This window comes from Agrobacterium vitis, assembly GCF_014926405.1.
GTDB classification, from domain to species: Bacteria; Pseudomonadota; Alphaproteobacteria; order Rhizobiales; family Rhizobiaceae; genus Allorhizobium; species Allorhizobium vitis_H.
In genome coordinates this window covers 405,562-423,732 of sequence record NZ_JACXXJ020000004.1, presented here as the reverse complement: position 1 = coordinate 423,732, position 18,171 = coordinate 405,562, and the positions used below count along the sequence as shown (strand labels likewise).

Annotated in this window: 13 protein-coding genes; 2 read left to right on the top strand and 11 right to left on the bottom strand. The window is 57.5% G+C overall.

Going from position 1 to position 18,171, the window contains the following annotated elements:
• Window positions 1-365: 365 nt before the first annotated feature.
• Complete coding sequence (locus IEI95_RS10455) at window positions 366-1,430, top strand: ROK family transcriptional regulator (RefSeq protein WP_194416390.1); 1,065 nt, start codon at window positions 366-368, stop codon at window positions 1,428-1,430.
• On the opposite strand, the gene IEI95_RS10450 is transcribed toward IEI95_RS10455, so the two are convergent.
• The 5 genes from IEI95_RS10450 to IEI95_RS10430 all read right to left on the bottom strand — a co-directional run bounded on the left by IEI95_RS10450 (window position 1,399) and on the right by IEI95_RS10430 (window position 8,902).
• Window positions 1,399-2,637, bottom strand: coding sequence for an ROK family transcriptional regulator (locus IEI95_RS10450; protein WP_194416389.1), 1,239 nt, complete (start codon window positions 2,635-2,637; stop codon window positions 1,399-1,401). The genes IEI95_RS10455 and IEI95_RS10450 overlap by 32 nt on opposite strands.
• Window positions 2,638-2,716: 79 nt before the next feature.
• The gene (locus tag IEI95_RS10445) at window positions 2,717-5,740 is read right to left on the bottom strand and encodes an alpha-mannosidase (RefSeq protein ID WP_194416388.1); all 3,024 of its coding nucleotides are present in this window, start codon (window positions 5,738-5,740) and stop codon (window positions 2,717-2,719) included.
• Window positions 5,741-5,773: 33 nt separating this feature from the next.
• Window positions 5,774-6,616 carry a carbohydrate ABC transporter permease gene (locus IEI95_RS10440; protein WP_194416387.1) on the bottom strand — a complete coding sequence of 281 codons (843 nt, stop codon included), beginning with the start codon at window positions 6,614-6,616 and terminating at the stop codon, window positions 5,774-5,776.
• Entirely contained in the window at window positions 6,613-7,536 is a 924-nt protein-coding gene (locus IEI95_RS10435; protein WP_194416386.1) for a carbohydrate ABC transporter permease, read from the bottom strand. The genes IEI95_RS10440 and IEI95_RS10435 overlap by 4 nt, the downstream gene beginning before the upstream one ends.
• 70 nt (window positions 7,537-7,606) lie before the next feature.
• Window positions 7,607-8,902, bottom strand: a complete 1,296-nt coding sequence (locus tag IEI95_RS10430) for an extracellular solute-binding protein (RefSeq protein WP_156533036.1) — start codon at window positions 8,900-8,902, stop codon at window positions 7,607-7,609.
• Window positions 8,903-9,087: 185 nt separating this feature from the next.
• On the opposite strand from IEI95_RS10430, the gene IEI95_RS10425 reads away from it, so the two are divergent.
• Window positions 9,088-10,086, top strand: coding sequence for a sn-glycerol-3-phosphate ABC transporter ATP-binding protein UgpC (locus IEI95_RS10425; protein ID WP_194416385.1), 999 nt, complete (start codon window positions 9,088-9,090; stop codon window positions 10,084-10,086).
• Between the two features lie 169 nt (window positions 10,087-10,255).
• Here the strand turns inward: IEI95_RS10425 and IEI95_RS10420 are convergent, their stop codons facing one another.
• The 6 genes from IEI95_RS10420 to IEI95_RS10395 form a co-directional block, all read right to left on the bottom strand.
• Window positions 10,256-11,893, bottom strand: a complete 1,638-nt coding sequence (locus IEI95_RS10420; protein WP_194416384.1) for an acyltransferase — start codon at window positions 11,891-11,893, stop codon at window positions 10,256-10,258.
• A gap of 5 nt (window positions 11,894-11,898) precedes the next feature.
• A complete protein-coding gene (locus IEI95_RS10415) occupies window positions 11,899-13,746 on the bottom strand; it encodes a DUF2264 domain-containing protein (protein ID WP_194416383.1) in 1,848 nt (615 codons plus the stop codon).
• Between the two features lie 74 nt (window positions 13,747-13,820).
• Complete coding sequence (locus tag IEI95_RS10410; RefSeq protein ID WP_156533040.1) at window positions 13,821-15,101, bottom strand: ABC transporter substrate-binding protein; 1,281 nt, start codon at window positions 15,099-15,101, stop codon at window positions 13,821-13,823.
• Between the two features lie 49 nt (window positions 15,102-15,150).
• A complete protein-coding gene (locus IEI95_RS10405; RefSeq protein WP_156533042.1) occupies window positions 15,151-15,861 on the bottom strand; it encodes a DUF624 domain-containing protein in 711 nt (236 codons plus the stop codon).
• A gap of 12 nt (window positions 15,862-15,873) precedes the next feature.
• Window positions 15,874-16,983 carry an ABC transporter ATP-binding protein gene (locus tag IEI95_RS10400; RefSeq protein WP_156537476.1) on the bottom strand — a complete coding sequence of 370 codons (1,110 nt, stop codon included), beginning with the start codon at window positions 16,981-16,983 and terminating at the stop codon, window positions 15,874-15,876.
• Window positions 16,984-16,997: 14 nt separating this feature from the next.
• Entirely contained in the window at window positions 16,998-18,170 is a 1,173-nt protein-coding gene (locus tag IEI95_RS10395) for a glycoside hydrolase family 88 protein (RefSeq protein ID WP_156533046.1), read from the bottom strand.
• Between the last annotated feature and the right edge of the window lies 1 nt (window position 18,171).

Here is an 18,171-nt window from a genome sequence, read left to right as displayed (position 1 = left end):
ATGCGTCATTTTTATGCATAGAACCTCCGACGGTGCCGTAATCTCGGTGTAAAAAAGCCTGCGAGCAGAATTAACTGCCGTTCCGACATGTCATGCGTTTCCGGCTACCTTTCATTGCATCGAGTTCGTGAAAGGCATATTGAAGGACGGACTTCGAATGTCGCTTCAGCTTTTCGGCAATGGAATTCATAGGTATAGGCCCGCTCCGCAAATTTTGGAGCAGCGATTTCCTTTAGTTGCAAAAAACTGCGACAAGGCCGTCGACGCTTCGACGAAGTGATTGACTGTATTGAGCAAAGCCTATTTGCTTTCCTATGTTAACTGACGGCAAAGATTGCAATGAAACCGCCGATGGAAGTGTGAGTGTGGGACGACGACTTGTAAGGTATCAGACGGTTCGGCCCTTGGAGGATCGCGACGCTCAGGGCCTCAGTCCTGAAGATATCGCAGATCATAACGGACGCACCGTTTCTGCGCTTTTGCTGCGTGAAGGGCCGATGACGCGCCAGGAGCTTGCCGCACGGCTTAAGCTTACAGAGCCAGCCATTACCGGCATTCTACAGCGGCTTGTTTCGGCGGGCCTTGTGTGCAAGAGCAATCGCCAGACCACGACACGCTATAAAGCGGCGGAATTTTCGCTTGTGTCATCCGGCGCTTACGGTCTTGGCCTTGAGCGCTGCCAGAATGGTGGCTCCCTTGCTTTGTGCAATCTCGCCGGTGATAGGGTATTTTACGAGCGCTTTGATCAAGACGAAGCCTTTTTTGCCGCTATTCGGCGCATTGTGCAGGCAGAGGTGGGCTTTCCGGCCCCCATCGGCGTCGGCGTGGTGATGAACGTGGACAAGGATGATGCATTCACGACGGCTTTTGGCGAATTGCCAAGCTTCACCCTGTCAAAGCCTGAGGCGGTGCTGGCTGGGGAGAGATTGTTTGGCATCGGTGAGCCGGAAGGCGGGCTGGTTGTTGTGCTGATTGATGAACAGGTGCAGGCGGGCCTGATCATCAATGGCCGCTTTTACCGCGGCACGCATGGCAGAGCGGGCGCAATTGGTGCCATGCGTCCTGGTCTGGCGGAAGGCACGCTGGATATGATGGCGAGTGCAGCGTCTTACAGGGCTTTCATTGCTGCGCACGGAGAAGACGACGTTGATCGCTGGATTGAACAGGCCGCCAATCGCCTTCTGGACGGCGTTGTCACCATTGCCGGTTTCATTTCACCCGGAGCCATGCTGCTGGGCGGGCAATTGCCCGCCGCTGTCATAGATCGGTTGATTGAAAAAATTGCCGAAGCCCGACTGAGCAAAGAGCGATATTTTGTCCCCGCAGCATGGATCCCGCCTGTTCGCCCCTTGAGCTTTCCAGACCGCGACGCTGCCTATGGTGCTGCTATTGCTCCCTTTATCGAACTGCTGCTGCCAAAGCCGAATTGATCGATGAAGGCCGGATCGCTGTCGTCAACGGTGAGCGGCTGAGATGGGCCGGATCGGCGGAAGGAAGACAGAGCCGGTCGGCGAGCGCCATGGCGGCAGCGCCAAGGGCTGCGGCATCTTCAGACGCCGCAGCACGGTGTAAGCTTGGGGCCAAGGCTCCCCGGCTACTGATTTCCTCATGCACGTAGAGCAGCAATTCATCAATCAGCCGCACGGGTAAGCGTCCCCCCAGAATAATGCCATCAGGGTCCACCACCATGCCGATGTCGCTGACGGCTTCCGCGAGGTTGATGGCCATTTTCTTCAGCCAACCGCTGAGAAGGGCGCGTCCCCGTGCATCCAGCGTCAACAGATCCGCAGGCGTTGCGATATCCACACCATTGTCGGCAAGGTAATCGAGCAACACGAACATTGACAGCATATCACCCAATGGCCTGGTTTCCCCGGCAAAGGGGCCGGTTGTCACCGCCGTGGGCAGCCAGCCGATTTCGCCGCCCAGCCCGCCTGCGCCCTTGTGGCGCATACCGTCAATCACCAGACTGCCACCAAGACAGGCCGATATGAGAATATAGAAAAAGCTGCGCATTTCTGTGCCCAGCCCATATTCAATCTCGCCCAAGGCCGCTGCATTGGCGTCATTGTCGATATAGATGGGATGGTCAGTGATATGTGATAGAGCGGCGCGCACATCAAAGCCGCTCCACTGGCTATACGTGTCTGGCAGGCCAATCACCTGCACCTCGCCCAACCAATCGGGAATGGCAAGACCAATGCCCGCAAGCCTCGATTCACGAATAACCTTGCGGCGCAGGAAGGACGATACGGCGTCTTCCATCAGCTTTACAAAAGCCTCTGGCAGCAAAAACCGCGCTTCATGATGAAGACGTCCGCGCACATTGCCCACCGCATCCACCGCCACAATGGTCAGGTGATCACGGTCGATATTGGCTCCGATGGCAAAAGCCCCCTCAGGGTCAATCTCCAGCTCGATGGCCGGTTGGCCACGCAAACCTTGCCGGCGGCGGGCCTCCATCACCAGACCTTCATCCAGCAGCTTATCGACAATGCGGGTGACAGCCTGCTTTGTCAGGCGCGAAAGCTTGGCAATTTCGGTGCGCGAGATTGGCCCACCACGGTGAATGGCGTTCAGGATGATGGCCCTGTTGAGGGCTGCGGCCTGTTCGCCATTGGCTCCGGAATAACTCATCGTAATCGTCAATCTCCTCGCCGCCGGACAACGGCAGCGAGGAAACCATGCACCATAGACGTGCGGGGTGAAAGCATTTTCAAGCGGTTTTCGACAGACGCCAACTCTTCACCTCAAAGGGTTTTAGCGCGTCCGCATCCACCGCCTCCATGGGTTCTTCCAGAATGCTGAGTGCGCCACTGACGACCCAACCATCTGACGGCGCAAGCTGGAAGCCTCCCCGGCGACCGGCGGGCTCATACACCCGCACGATCAGGCCATCGCCATCCTCGGCAGGTTTGATGACTGATAGAGCGACTTCCAGCCCTGCCGCTTGCAACGGGCACCATTCGCCTGCTGCTTTATCTGACACCGGAATGGCAATCAAAGGCTGGTTCAAATCATCGGCTTCCTCACGCACATGACCCTCATACCATGTGCCTTCATGCGGCATCAGCGCATAGGTGAAGGACTGATACCCTTCATCCGCCAGCGGATCGGGATATATGGGCGAGCGCAGCAAGGACAAGCCCAGCACATTGCCACGGGCCGAGTGGCCATATTTGGCATCATTCAGCAAAGCCATGCCAAAACCTGGTTCGGAAAGATCAATAAACCGATGCGCCGGAGCCTCAAACATCGCCTCATCCCACGAGGTGTTGGAATGGGTGGGGCGTTCCACCACGCCATAGGCCACCTCACAGGTGGCGCGGGCTGCGCTGACGGCCACGCCATTTTCGGTGCGCAGCATCACCCGGCGTTCGTGCCAGTCGATCTCGGTGAAAATGTCGAGACGGCGGGCGTTGGCCGCAAGGCTTAGGGTCTGCACAATGGTGGAATCACGAAAGCGGCGTTTGATACGGATGGCGGCGCGGTGGGCGGTGTTTTCAACAAGTTCGATGGATTCGTATCCGCTCAACTCCTCGGATTTTTGGCCGTAATCCTCTTCCACATCCCACGCGTCCCAATTGCGCGGCTTATCCGCCGTATAAGCAAACAGCCGGTTGGCCCCACCCTCGACCGCTTCGCGGCCAGATGCTTTGTGTAGGATGGAGGCAATCGAGCCATCATCCGCCAGCGTCACCTTGATGATGTCATTTTCCAGCGTGTTTTTCGTGGCTTTCAAGCCCGGTTTGGGGGCAAGGGCGCTGGCTGGCAAAACGCTCACACCAAGGGCTGGCACCACGCCATTAGCCGCTATGCTGCTATCATTCAGCGTCAACCGGACTGGCCGGGCGCTCAACGTGGGGTTGATCACCAGCACCGCCCCATCATTGCCTTCAGGCAGTTGCGCAAGAATGGCATCAACAGCCGCCTTTTGCGCAGCCGCGCCATCCGCCAACACCTGTTCAAGCTCGGCTTTCGCATCCACATAGACTTCTGCAATCGAGGAGCCTGGCAAAATGTCGTGGAACTCGTTTTTCAGCACCACCCGCCATTCCGGCTCCAATGAGCGTGGTTTGGCGGCCCCCAAAAGATGGCCAAGGGATGCCAAAGTTTCCGCTGTAATCAGGCTGCGCTCGGCCTTGCGGTGCAGTTTTTTGATGGCGCTTTGCGTGGTCAGCGTGGCGCGGTGCAGTTCCAGATAGATCTCGCCTTTCCACACCGAGACGGGCGTGGTTTTCGCCATTGCATGGGCATCTTCAAAAAAGTCATGCACGCGGGTCCAGCGGGCTTCCGGGATGGCTGGGAAAACCCGCAGCTGTTCTTCCCGCACCACCATTTCAGGGCTTGGGCCACCGCCGCCGTCACCATAACCGACGCACAGCAGTGTGGTGTCGTGGCGGTCTTTCTGGCGATAATTTTTCCATGTTGGCGTAATGCAATCCGGGCGCACAAAGCCGTTATAGCCCTCCATCGGATTGTCGAACGAGTGAGCCAGCACCCGGCTGCCATCCAGCCCCTCCCACCAGAACAGATCGGCAGGGATGTGGTTGCTTTCGGACCAATTGACCTTGATGGTGAAGAAGCTTTTCATGCCGCCCTGTTTGAGAAGCTGCGGCAAGGCTCCGGCAAAGCCAAAGCAATCCGGCAGCCAGCACACGCTGTGGCGCGTGCCAAACCGCTTTTCGAAATAGCGCTGGCCGTAGAGGATTTGTCGGGTCAGGCTTTCGCCTGTGGGCATATTGGTGTCTGGCTCAATCCACATGCCGCCGAGTGTTTCCCACTGGCCGTCTTTAGCACGGTCAACGATTTTGTTGAGCAGTTCAGGGTCATCCTCTTCCAACTGCCAGTAATAGTGGGCGGTTGACTGGTTGAAGCGGAAATCCTTCGATGTTTCCATGATCGACAGCGCCGTGTGGAAGGTGCGGCGCATCTTGCGGCGGGTCTCATCATAGGGCCAGAGCCAGCACAGATCGATATGGGCATGGCCGGTCAATGCCACCTTGCCCTGTGGGGGGAAGCGCTCACGGAGTTCGCCAAGGCGCGCCATCAGCGCCTCATAGGCTTGATCCAGTTTGGCGCGCTGTGCGTCGGTCAGACCTTCAGGGTCGGCCTTCAAATCTGGCAGCTGCCAGATCTTTTGCTGCATCACCGCAGGGGCAGTGCGCGCCACATAGTCTGCCGTCGCCGATGGCCAATCGATGGCGTAAAACGCCTGTTCGGCAGCATCCAGCAAATAGGGCACCACATCATGGCCTTCCAACACCCTTAATGCTTCGGCAATCTGGCGCATCAACAGTCCCATGCGGTCCACGGAACGGTCGATCCAGAACAGCTCCGCCCGTTCAAGCTTCGGTGCGCGTACCGGCTCACCAAACGGCAGGCGCGGAACGGATTGTGCATGCAGTGAAAAGCTTTGCGAAGGTGCTGCAAATTCGCGGTGGTAGGGGTCCAGCCCGTAGCGCTTGAGAGAACCATCTTGCGCGGTGATGCTCAACAGGCTTTCGCCGCCAAGGTTGAGATAAAGATAGGTATCCGCAAGCGGCCAGCCTTCCGGCACGGTCACATCTGCCGTGAAGCCAATGGGTGGGGTCTTGTGCGGCCAGGCCTCGCCCACGGCAATTGGTTGACCGTTAAAACTCCAGCCGTTAACGGTCACGGTTTTGCGGGCGCGCCAGAACTGGAATTCGGCGTTGCGGACTTCAATCCGCTCAAGACGTTGGGTGTAGGTGAGGCTCATGGTAACTTCCTAAAATCTTTCAACAGAATGGGTTCAACCCTTCACGGCTCCGGCGGTCATCGCGCCCAGAATAAGGCGCTGGAGCGAGAGAAAGGCGATGATGGCAGGCACCACCGAGACAAGGCAGGCCGCCGCGAGAAGTTGGATGGAGGAGTCATTTTGCGTGCCGGCATATTGAAAAATGCCGACGCCAATCGGGGTGAGGGATTCCTTGGTGATCAGCAGGAATGGCACCAGAAATTGCGACCAGCCGCTGATGACCGCGATGATGAAGGCCGAGGCAATGCCGGGCGTGGACAATGGCAGGATGACACGAATGAACACGCCAAACCGGGTGCAGCCATCCATCATTGCCGCTTCATCAAGGGTTTTGGGAATGCCGTCGATTGAGCCTTTCAAAATCCAGGTGGAAACCGGAACGGCAAGGGCCACATAGACCATGGTGGTGCCAAAATAGCTGTCCAGCAGGCCCATCGCCGCCATATAGCGGTAAAGCGGCACCATGATCACCAGCGGGGAGATCATTTGCACTGACAACAGCGCCATCATCCACGCGCCCTTGCCCTTGAACTGAAAGCGCGAAAAGGCATAGGCCGCGGGCAGAGCCACGATCAGGCAGCCCGCCGCTGACAGGCAGGAGAGTTTCAGCGCATTCCAAAGGTAAGAAATGAACTTGTCCGAGGACAGGATCATCGCAAAATTATCCAGCGTCGGCGCTTTGGGAATGAAGCGGGTGACACCCAGAAACACTTCCTTGCGGGTTCGAAGCGCCAAAGACAAAAGCCACAGCAGTGGCCATGCGAAAAAAGCGAAGGTAATGACCATGAAAAGATAGCTCAGAGCATCACCAAGGCGCTCACTTGTACGGGTTTTCATTGGTCATCTCCCTTTGGCAGGAAGGCGGCATAGATCAAGGCCAGCGTCAGCGAGATTACCAGCATGAGGAGGGACAGAGCAGCGCCCGCCGCCAGATCATAATTGCGAAACACCACATTGAACGTGTAGAGCGACAGTACCTCTGTCACCCGTCCCGGTCCGCCGCCGGTGAGGGAGATGATCGCATCGAAGGTGTTGAGCGTCTGGATGGTGATCAAAATCAGATTGACCAGAATGGCCGATTTTAGCTGCGGCAGGGTGACATAGCGCAGCCGCTGATCGGCCCGCGCCCCATCCACCGCCGCGGCCTCATAAAGCACCGGATCAATCGCCTTGATGGCCGCATACATCACCACCATGGAAAAGGCGGTTCCGCGCCAGACATTCGACAACACCACCGACCACATCACGAGGTTGGGATCGGAGAGCCATTGTACGGGGCCCGCGCCCACAAGCCGGAGCAGGCTGTTCAGCCCGCCAAACGGAGCCTCGTTAAACAGCATTTTCCAGATAATGCCGCCAGCAATACCCGGCACCACCCAGGCAATCAGCGCCGTGGTTCGCAGGATTGTCGCACCGAACAGACCGCGTCTTTCTGCCCGCACCACCACCAATGCGATCACAAGGCCAAACAGTTGCTGCGCCAGAACCGATCCAGCCGTGAAGGTGAGCGTGACCCACAGGATCTGCGGAATTTCTGCGCGGGTCAGCGTGTTGATCAATGTTGTGATGGTATAGCCACCGTCATCCCCGAGCAGGGTGGCTCTGGTGAAGGCCAGACGCAGAACATCCAGCACGGGATAGAGGTAGAAAATGCCGAGCACCAAAATCAGCGGCATAAGCCACGGCGCTGCCTTTGGTCTGTGACGGCTTCGGGCGGCACCCATTTGTTTGCCCGCCTGCAAGCTGATTGTTGCCATGGAGTGCACCTTTTGGATTCAGACCACAAAGCGCTGCGGAACCCTTTGGTCCCGCAGCATCAAGGGGAGTTCAGTGGCGATCATAGGCCGCAAGCGAAGCTTTGAAGGCTTCATCGACAGCCGCATCCGTGGCTTGCGTTCCCGTCAGCACCTTGCCCATCATGATCTGAATCTGATTGGAGATTTCGGGATAGACCGGCGCGCCGGGCCGAGCTTGCCCGACTTTCAGGGCCTCCGAGAAAGCTTTGTTGATGTCAGAGGAGAAAATCTTGTACTTTTCATAAAGGTCGGCGCGGGTTGGCAGTTGCCCCTGAACCTCGTTGGCAGGTCCCATATAGACATCACGAGCCAGATCGGCGCACATTTTCACTTTTGCCGGATCGGAGGCAAAAGAGGCAACCGTCCAGCCACCTGTGCCGGTCGAGCGCTGATCCTTGGTGGGGCCGGGCAGAGGTGAGAAGGTCCATTTTGCCAGTTCTTCCGGCTCAAGGGCGGCTTGCAGCTGGCCATATTGCCAATTGCCACCGACAAACAGCGCCGTGGTGCCAGCGGCTGCGGCGGCATTGAAATCATCATAATTGCCAATGGTGGCCACGCGCTTCGGGGCCGCACCGGACTCCACCAGATCGCGATAGTAATTCACCGCCTTGACGAATTTTTCCCGCTCAGCACCTTCTCCAAAGATCGGCTTGCCACTCTCATCGACCAGCTTGCCACCTTCGGCCCAGAAATTGGCCAGCCAGTCAAATGTGGTACCTTCATAGCGCGAGCCGTTGAACAGAATGCCTTCCATGCCCTCTTTCACGGAGTGAAGTGCTGCCTTTTTGGTCTCGTCCCATGTCTGCGGCGCATCGGGAATGATCTCCTTGTTGCGATAGAGAACACGCAGATCGGTAGACCACCACCAGGCATAAATCTGGCCGTCCGTTCCGGTTACGCCCTCGCGAATGAAGGGGAAAAGCTGGTCGATCTCTTCCTTGCTGAAATAGGGCGAGAAGGATTTCAGCACGCCAGCTTTTTTAAAAACAGGCAGCACGAAGGAGTCCACGGCAGCGCAGTCGGGCGCATTACCGGATTTGGCCTGCTCGACCATTCGGGCCTGCTCTTGGCTGATATCCCCCGTCATCATCTGCAATTCAATGCGCCAGCCGGGGTGCTTGGCAATAAACTGATTGAAAAGCTTGCCATAGCCTTCAGCCACAACCGGATCATTGTTGCGCGGACCGTCGGTCGTCATGCGGAATGTCATTTTATTGGGCGCGTCAGCCGGACCAACCGTGTCGCCGGTGATCATATCCCTGGCATTCCCGCCCACTGGGGCGACCAACAGCGCGACAAGCGTCAACGCATGCCTGTTCTTTTTCATGTGCCTTCCTCCCAAAGTCGCATGCCGTTGAGTGCCATGCGTTAAAACCCTCAATCGCGGGCAAGCCTCCGCCCTGCGTCACCATCCGACACCCGCTGTCTCCTCCAACAGGCGTATTCCCTGAATGCAAGAAATAGATTAAATCACTTTTGTTTTGCGTCAAGCGATTTGTCTGGGAGGAAATCATGGCTGTGGTGCGCATTGAAAATTTACGCAAGCATTACGGGGCGTTGGAGGTCATACACGGTGTGGATCTAGAGGTTGGGGACGGGGAATTCCTGGCACTGGTTGGACCATCCGGTTGCGGAAAATCAACATTCCTACGGATGATTGCGGGTTTGGAAGAAGTATCCGGCGGCGATATCTTCATTGATGGTACCCGCATCAATGACTTGAGCCCACGTGAGCGCGACATTGCCATGGTGTTTCAGAATTATGCGCTCTATCCGCATATGACAGTGGCCGAGAATATGGGTTTTGCCCTTAAGCTCGCCGGGCATTCTGTGGCGGACATCCATGCGCGCGTGGCAAAGGCGTCTGAGGTCCTGGGGCTTGAACCATATCTTAAACGCAAGCCCGCAGCTCTTTCAGGTGGGCAACGTCAGCGCGTTGCCATGGGCAGAGCCATTGTGCGCGACCCGAAGGTTTTTCTGTTTGATGAGCCTCTCTCGAATCTCGATGCCAAGCTGCGCGTGCAAATGCGCTCGGAAATTCGGGAATTGCAAAAAAGATTAAAAGCAACAACCATTTACGTTACCCATGATCAGGTGGAAGCCATGACCATGGCCGATAAGATTGCGGTGTTCAACAAGGGCGTCCTTGAGCAATTGGGCACGCCGCTGGAGCTTTATCACAGGCCAGGCAATCTCTTTGTCGCCGCCTTTATTGGCTCACCACAAATGAATCTGGTGTCGGGCGAAGCGGCCCAACGACACAGTGCAACAACCATTGGTGTAAGGCCGGAGCATCTGGTGCTTTCCCAAGACCATGACGCCTGGACCGGTGTGGTGGTGGCTGCAGAATGCCTTGGAAGCGATACGTTCATGACCATCGACTCCGCTCTGTATGGAAAGCTTCTCATCCGCACCAGCGGCAGCCATGAGCCAAGGATCGGCGAAATCATCAGCGTCAAGCCGATGGAGGGATGCCTTCACCGGTTCGATGAGGCCGGTAGGTCAATTTAGAAGGAGAACATAGAGGCCTTATCGCGACACTTTGTGCGGTTACCCGAATATGGCAGGCCTTTCGAGATCATACGCCCCGGGAGGCCACTTCAAATTACGTAGAAAATTACATAATCAATATCTCGCAGCAAAGAGGTTGGCGAGGGGAGTAGCGTTTGAAAATGCGGTCTCACGCTCGGTACCGATGAATACCTCGTGGCTTGAATGACAGATTGCTGGAGAGGTTCAGGAGTTCGGCTGCAAGCCAACAGGTCGTAAGCCACATTTCAGTTCCCTGCAAACCGGTTGGCTGACCGTCTGCGAACGGGAAGCCTTGCCCGCTTTGCCACCGTGTCGACAGTTGCAGAATGATGCCGGTTGCGATTTCCATCGCCTCGTCGCGGCGATGAGGTGTCTGCTTCAGGCAAAGCAGCAGCGGGTGGATCGTGTCGAGCAGATTGCAGGCATTGAAGCCTTGTCCACGAAATCCTTCATGAGCCCGGTAATTGGCGATCACGGAATCGATGGCGGCATCCGGATAAGGAACCGGTATGCCAAATTGCGCATGGGCGCCGCGCGTCAGCCGGTAAAAACCATTGACCGGCTGCAACAGCCCGCCATCCGGTGTTTCTGCACCCCAAAGGCCGGATGCTGGGTTGCAGTTGAGGATCAGCCAACCAAACAAACTGTGTCGGTTGGCGCCTGCACCAAAATAACGGCCGTTAAAATGCAAGGCCGTTGCAATGGCATCGACGGTCGCGCCGCAATGCCAGGCGCGTGTTTGCCAGGGCAGCCCATCCAGCCATTGCACGAGATCACCTGCACTCATGCATTCGATGAACCGGAAAGGGTGGAGTGGCGCTGATCCCAGGCATTCAAGTGCGTATCCAACGGCCAGCACATTGTACAAGGCAATTGGATCGTGATGCAGAGGCTGCTGCGTTTCACGATAAGGATCGAGGAAAAGGCCGGTTTGCGGGTCCTGAACGGCTTGCAGGCGGGCGATGGTGGCATCGACATCGAATATCGAGCCGATATCACCGAAGGCAGCGGCAATTTCGATGGCGTCGCAGAGATGGCGAATGCTGGTAACGGGTTTGCCGCTTGCATCCGGTGCACTGTAATCATCGCCGATACGATATCGCTCCACCACCGCTCGCCAATCAGCGGAAGCAGCAGCATTGATCGCGGCAAGCGCTGTCTCGACCACCTCGGTTTTGCGGGTAGACGCCGTGTCTTTGCCGCGCATCCGCAGCACGCGGGCCGGTACGCCGCCCGCAATGGCCTGTGGTGGGATGTGTTTTGAGACCACGGCACCGGCGGCGATAATTGCACCGCTGCCGATCCGGGCGCCATCCAGAATGACCGCATTGGCACCGATCCAGACATCGTCGCCAATCTCGATGCCAAGCGATGTCAACGGCTGACGATAGATCGGCGTTTCAAGATCGTCGAAGCCATGATTGAAGCCGACAATGCTGACATGCGAGGCAATCCGCACCCCATTTCCCAATCTTACCCGGCCAGAGATGCAAGCATAGGCATTGATCGAAACGTTCTCGCCAAGCTCGACATCGCCACGCACCAGAGCATGACCGGCAATCCACGATCCGGCACCCATCACCAGCCTATCCGTATGGATCTCAGCCTTTTCCGCGACATAAGCGCCCGGAGAAAATGTTGCGCCGGCATAGGTCTGAAGCTGGCGAAGCCGTGCCTGATGGGCCGCGCTTTCTATATCCTGTGCATTCCGCTCCCAGGTGAGGATATTGAGCCGGTTGCGGCGCAAGGATGCCTGTTCCTCGTTGGCGCGGTTACCCCTGCTCATGACGCTTAGCCGATATCGAAGGCCGCGACGCGGTGTCCAGCGTCTCTAAACTGCTGCTCCAGCACCTCGAGATCGGGGCAAGTAGGCAGAGCGGCAAGAGCCTCATCTGCTGCACGTCCCAGCGGTAGCGCGAATGCTGCCGTTACCAGCACGGTTTGGCCTGGTTCGACTGCGCCACGCAATTGCGGCAGGTTGGTTTTTGCCCATAAAAGATTGGTATTGGCAATCGGCACATGGGCGCGACCGGTGCGTTGGTTGTCGGAAAGATCGATAATGGCGCTGATGTCGGTTTGCCCGAACCACACGGCACGGCCAGCGCTTTCTTCCATTCGGTCACGGTTGAAGTCGACGCGGGCAATGGCAAAGCCGCCTTCGCTGGTCATCAGGCTGCGCGGCGTTGCAATCCGATGGATGCGGATATGCCAGGGATTTTGTGGAACGAGCCAGGTTTCGACAGTCACATCCGCCCAGGGCTTCCAGCGGGAATAGAGCCTGTCATCGGCGATCATCGCCTCTTCAAGCGTCTCGCGCATCCTAAAATGCACGCCATCATCCGACAGGCCCAGCATGCCATCAAAACTGGCCGCATCGAAATGGCGATCATTGGCCTCGATATTGAAGGTATAGCGCGTCGAATAGACGAATTTGGCGTATTTCTCGTTGGAGCCGCGCATCTTGTCATGTTCCTGGCCGGAGGCGAGAATGACGACATTACCCGGCATGTGCATGGCGACCATGCCCGGCTTTTCGAGCGGCACGGGCGCATTGAAGGACGGCGCATCGGTTTCCGGCGCCAGCCAGAACGGGTGATCGGCGGGCAGGGCCAGCGGGAGAAAGAATTTCAGCGCCCAATAGGGCGAACCGGGCGAATTGTAGCTCTCACTCATCAGCAAATTGGGATAGCCGTAGCCGACCGACAGCACACCGTCGCGGTCGGCAATCGGCAATGCCGACCACCAGCGGATATGACGCATGTAATAGCCCTTGATCTCACCCCATGGCAGCGCGTCAAGGTCGGCAAAGGCAAGCGCGCCCCAGAAACCGCCAGCGGCAAAACGATAGGTCTGGCTGCGCCCGAAGGCCAGTGCGGCGCCATCCGGGCCGAACCAGTGGCGGATATCCTTGGCAAAGACCGTTGCGCGGTCACGAAGACGGGTTTTGCGGGCGTCGTCTTCGTTGGCAAGCACGGCATAAATCAGCCCATAAAAATGCATGGCAAAGGGAATGTAGTGGTCCACCCGACGCACCGGCCCATCGCGGTACCAGCCATCACCAATATCGAATCCTTCCAGCTCATCGAGATAGGCAATAGTCTTGGTGTGGTCGAATTCTACTCCGACCCGCTCCAGCCCCAGATCGACCAGAACCCGGAAGAATTTCCAATTGTTATCGACGTATTCGCGGTCTCGGGCCTGGAGCAGATAGGCCGAGACGGTGGCCTTGGCAGCATCGTCCAGAGGCTCCCAGATATGCTGCGGCACCATGGCGAGCGCAAAGCCGATGGCGGCAAGCTCCACCAGCCGTTGGTTGCGATCAGAGACATCGCCCCAATAGTCTTCGTGTTGCGGATCGGTGCCATGGGTCAGGCCACGTCGGTAAAGATCCCAGTGCGGGAAATCGCCACCGCCCGCCGCAAAGGGTACGATACCCCACAGGGGCCGGGCAAAACCTTCGAGATCGGCAGCCGCATGATCGAAAATCGCGCCGGATGCGCCAAGCCTTACCCGTGCGCCGCCTTGCGAAAAATAGGGCAGGAGCGGCGTGAACAGGTCGAGCAGGGCTTTCGCCACATCATCGCGGCTGCGCAAGGGGTTGCCGTAGAGCGGGTTGGCCTGGGCCGGATCGTAAACCACAATCGATATCCATGAACTGTTTCGAATGAATTGGCCGCAGGAAGGTGTGAACCTGCGGCCAGACTTGCTGTGGACTATTTGATCGCCTTGACGCCGTCGTTCATCTCCTTCAGGCCATCGTCGATAGATGTGTTGTCTGTCATGATCGCGTCATGCACACGATTCAGCACGACCTCGATTTTTGCTGCATTGGGACTGACCGCCATTTCCAGATAGGACTTGCCGGCTTTAAGCGCCGCCTTGCTGTTTTCGTCCTGCGGGAAGCCGGGCAGCGAGGTGATCTTGGTGCTGACATCGTCTGTGCGCACCGCTGGCAAAGTTCCCGTATCGGCAATGATTGCCGCACCTTCAGGTCCAGTCACGAACTTGATGAAGTCAAGCGCCACGTCTTTGTGGGCTGAGTTGTTATTGACCGAAAGAGCCGCAATCTGCGCCGCCGTTGTGCCGGCTGCAACGCCGTCTGGGTGCGGGAATTTGACGATGCCCCAATTCTTGCTCTTGGATTCACCGGACTTTACCTTGGCGATCTGCGTGCCGATGAACCAGGTCCCCATCGGCAGCATGCCGACCGTCCCGTTGAAGAACAGCGCCGAATAATGGGTATTGGAGGTTTTCAGCGATGCATAGGACGGGATCGCACCTTCCTTTTGAAGCTTCAGCGCCCGCTCATACCAGGGCTTCAGAAAAGCGTAATCGCCACCGACCAGCGTATGCTGACCATCCATGATGCCCGGAAGCTGAACGGTCGAACGCCATGTGTGCAGCAAAGCGCCATAGGTCTTGTTGACCCCCATGCCGCCCTTAAGCTTTCCGGCGATCTCATCGAACTGCGCCCAGGTCATGTCATTGGTCGGGTAGGAAACGCCTGCCTTGTCGAAAATGTCCTTGTTATAATAGACCACCCAGAAGTCGGAGCGGAAAGGTATTGCATAGACCTTGCCGTCAATGCTCAGCTCCTCGATAAGCCCGCCGTAAGCCGCTTTGTCGATCTTCTGCTCGGTCATGAAACCGGAGAGATCGCCGATAGAGTTGGCCCGCACCAGGGTCGCGTAACCCGGCACGTCCTTGATGGTGACGACGTCGATATCCTTGGCACCGCCGGTCAGCTGGGTGGCGATCATCTGCGTGTAGTCCTGCGAACCGAGATCCACCGGCTCGAATTTCACATTCGGATGTTTTGCCTGATAGGCTTCGATCAGCGGCTTGTAATAGGCCACCTTGTCCCAGTCCCACAGCGCCCATTTCAGCGTGACGGGGGCTGCCGATTGTGCGAACGCGCCGCCTGCCATGACAGTGACCATTCCCAGTGCCGCAGTGGCAATGGTCAGCGATATCCCAAATTTCTGCCTGTACATTCTGTTCTCCTCCCTGATTGTCTCGTTGAAAGCGCCTCCCAGCGGCTTCCTATGATATTTTGGTTGTCCGATACGCCGCATCAGGCTCGGCCAAAACCAGTGCGGCTGCCCGATGCGCGGCGAATGAAACGGCGAACATTCCAAGTGAAAAATTGATCATTGCCGGCATGAAGACAGAAACCGGATAGAGCAGCACATGCACAAGCCAGAGGGCCGCGATAAACACCAGCGCCGCCACCGTCGGCAAAGGTCGCAGAAGCGTTGCCAGCGCCGATAGCCGCAGGATCTCCAGGGCGCCACGCTTGCTCATCACCGTAAGCACAATGAAATGCGCCGACCACACGCCCACAAAACCGGTCGCGACAAGGCTGACAGCCAGAGGGCCGGCGTAGATCAGGCTGTCGCGCACTTGGGCGCCATAGGTTAAGATCGCACAAAAACCGATCCACAGCGCAAAGCCGGTCGTCAGACCCCAGCCTGTTGCCACGGCTAAATAGCGGCGAAAGGCTTCGGCAAAATCACGCAGCAGGTAGACGTTGCGGTCCTCCACCATGGCGCGACAAATACTGGCGGTGGCGAAGAGGGCTGCGGGCAGGGTGACGACAGGCAACGCGGCGACCAGAAACAGAAGATTGAGCTTGACCAGTTCCCACCATTCCCGCCCGATGATCTCGCAAAACAGTGCAAGGCCGGTGCGCTTCGGCGCATCCTTGGCGATGCCCTTTCCCTCCTTCGTCCAGATGGCCTCCAACCATTGCATCGTGTTGTCCTGTCAGTAGAGGATCGACCGCTCGGTCTGCGGGTCAAACAATTGCGCGTTGGTCATGTCCGCGGTGAGGCGCACCTGCTCACCCAGCCTGGCCTTGAAGCGCGGCGACACGCGGGCAACGATGGAGCGCCCGGCGACGACGAGATTGAGATGCACTTCCGAGCCCATCGGTTCAGCCAATTCAACGACCGCCTCAAAGGGTGCCGTATTGGCAGGGTCGATATCGCCCGGTGCCAGCTCATGGAAATTTTCAGGCCGTATGCCCAGAACGATGTCGCGGTCCAGATAGGGGGCGATGCGGCTCTGGTCGAAGGTGTTCGGCAAGGGCAGGGCATGATCGTTGAAGACGGCGACGAAACCATCCTCCTGGTGCCGGATCGTCGAGGGCAGCATGTTCATCTGCGGTGCACCGATAAAGCCCGCCACAAACATGTTGATCGGATGGTCATAGAGCCGCTGCGGCGTATCGACCTGCTGGATGTGGCCATCCTTCATGACAACGATGCGGTCGGCCATTGTCATGGCTTCCACCTGGTCATGGGTGACATAGATGAAGGTGGCGTTCAGCCGCTTGTGCAGCTTGGATATTTCGGCGCGCATCGTGCCACGCAGCTTGGCATCGAGGTTGGACAGAGGCTCGTCCAGCAGAAACACTTCCGGATTGCGCACCATGGCACGGCCCAGAGCCACGCGCTGGCGCTGGCCACCGGATAGTGCCTTGGGTTTGCGGTTCAGAAGATGGGTGATGTCGAGGATCTTTGCCGCTTCCTGGACTTTTGTCTCGATCACATCGCGCGGCGCTTTCCGCAGCTCAAGCCCGAACGCCATGTTCTTGTAGACAGTCATATGCGGATAGAGCGCGTAGTTCTGGAAGACCATGGCAATGTCGCGATCCTTTGACGGCACGTCATTCATCAGGTCCTCGCCGATCAGCAATTGCCCGCCGGAGATCTCCTCAAGCCCCGCGATCATTCTGAGCGTGGTGGATTTGCCGCAGCCGGACGGTCCGACGAGAATGATAAATTCCTTGTCGGCGATCTCAAGGTCGATATCGTGCACCACTTTCAGTGCACCGAAGGATTTGTTGAGCTTTTTCAGCGAAATGCTTGCCATTTATCCCTCACGCATCACCAATAGGAGGACCAGTTGCGCGACAGGCGCGTCAAAGCTTCCATGTAATAGTAGTCGCCCCAGGACACGCACTCATCGACACCTTCGCCGCGACAGGTGTTGTGTGGGGTTTTCTTCGAATAGGTGCCGTGCATGACAAGCCCGTTGGAGACGGACGGGTCCTTGACGGCATAGTGATCGGCCAGACTTTTCATCATCCGCCGGGCCAGATCGCGGTAGCGGGCGGCGTCTGCTTCTTCCACCAGATCGGCCATCTCCAGAAGGCCGCAGGCGACGATGGAGGCGGACGAACTATCGCGCGGTTCGCCGTCCTCTGCCGAAAAGATAAGATCCCAGACTGGCACGAGATCGTCCGGAAGCCGTTGCAGATAAAAGCCCAGCAGCCGCTCAAAAGCGTCTCGGTATTCGGCAATGCGCTCGTAACGATAGGACAGGGCCATGCCAGCAATGCCCCAGGCCTGTCCGCGTGCCCAGAAACTGTCATCGCTATAGCCCTGCTTGGTCACGCCCCGTACCGGAGCGCCGGTGGTGGGGTCCATGTAGAACGTGTGATAGGTGGAGCAGTCCTCCCGCACCGAATGGGCAAGCGTGGTGCGCGCATGGGAGAGCGCGATCTCGCGGTATTTTTCATCCCCTGTTTCGCCAGTCGCCCAATAGAGCAGCGGCAGGTTCAACAGGCAGTCGATGATGTAGCGGTATTCGTTTGGATTGCCCTTGGCGCCCCAGGCCTGGATGAATTGTCCGATGGGCTGGTAGCGTTCGATCAGCTGGTCGGCGGCAAGGAGTGCCGCCTTGCGTCCATCCTCGTCGCCCACCAGTTTCCACGCGGCAATGCAGGAGGGCGAATAGAGAAACCCCATATCGTGATGGTCGGTGGCGATACGGTTTTCGATGCGATGCAGGAAGCTTTGCACCTGAATCTGAGCGGCATATCGAAAGACCTTATCGCCGCTGTGCTCATAGGCGAGCCAGATTTCGCCGGGCCAGAAACCTGCCGTCCATTGGTCGTTGGCAACCGCCGGATACCTGTTGCCGACGCTGGAATGGTTTTGTGCCGCATAGGTGAAGTCAGGCAGATTGCGCCGCACCTGGGCGACCGCGATGTCGAGCGCAATAGTCACCTCTTCATCGGTGATCGGCTGTGGCGCATTGGAAAACATGGCATTCATG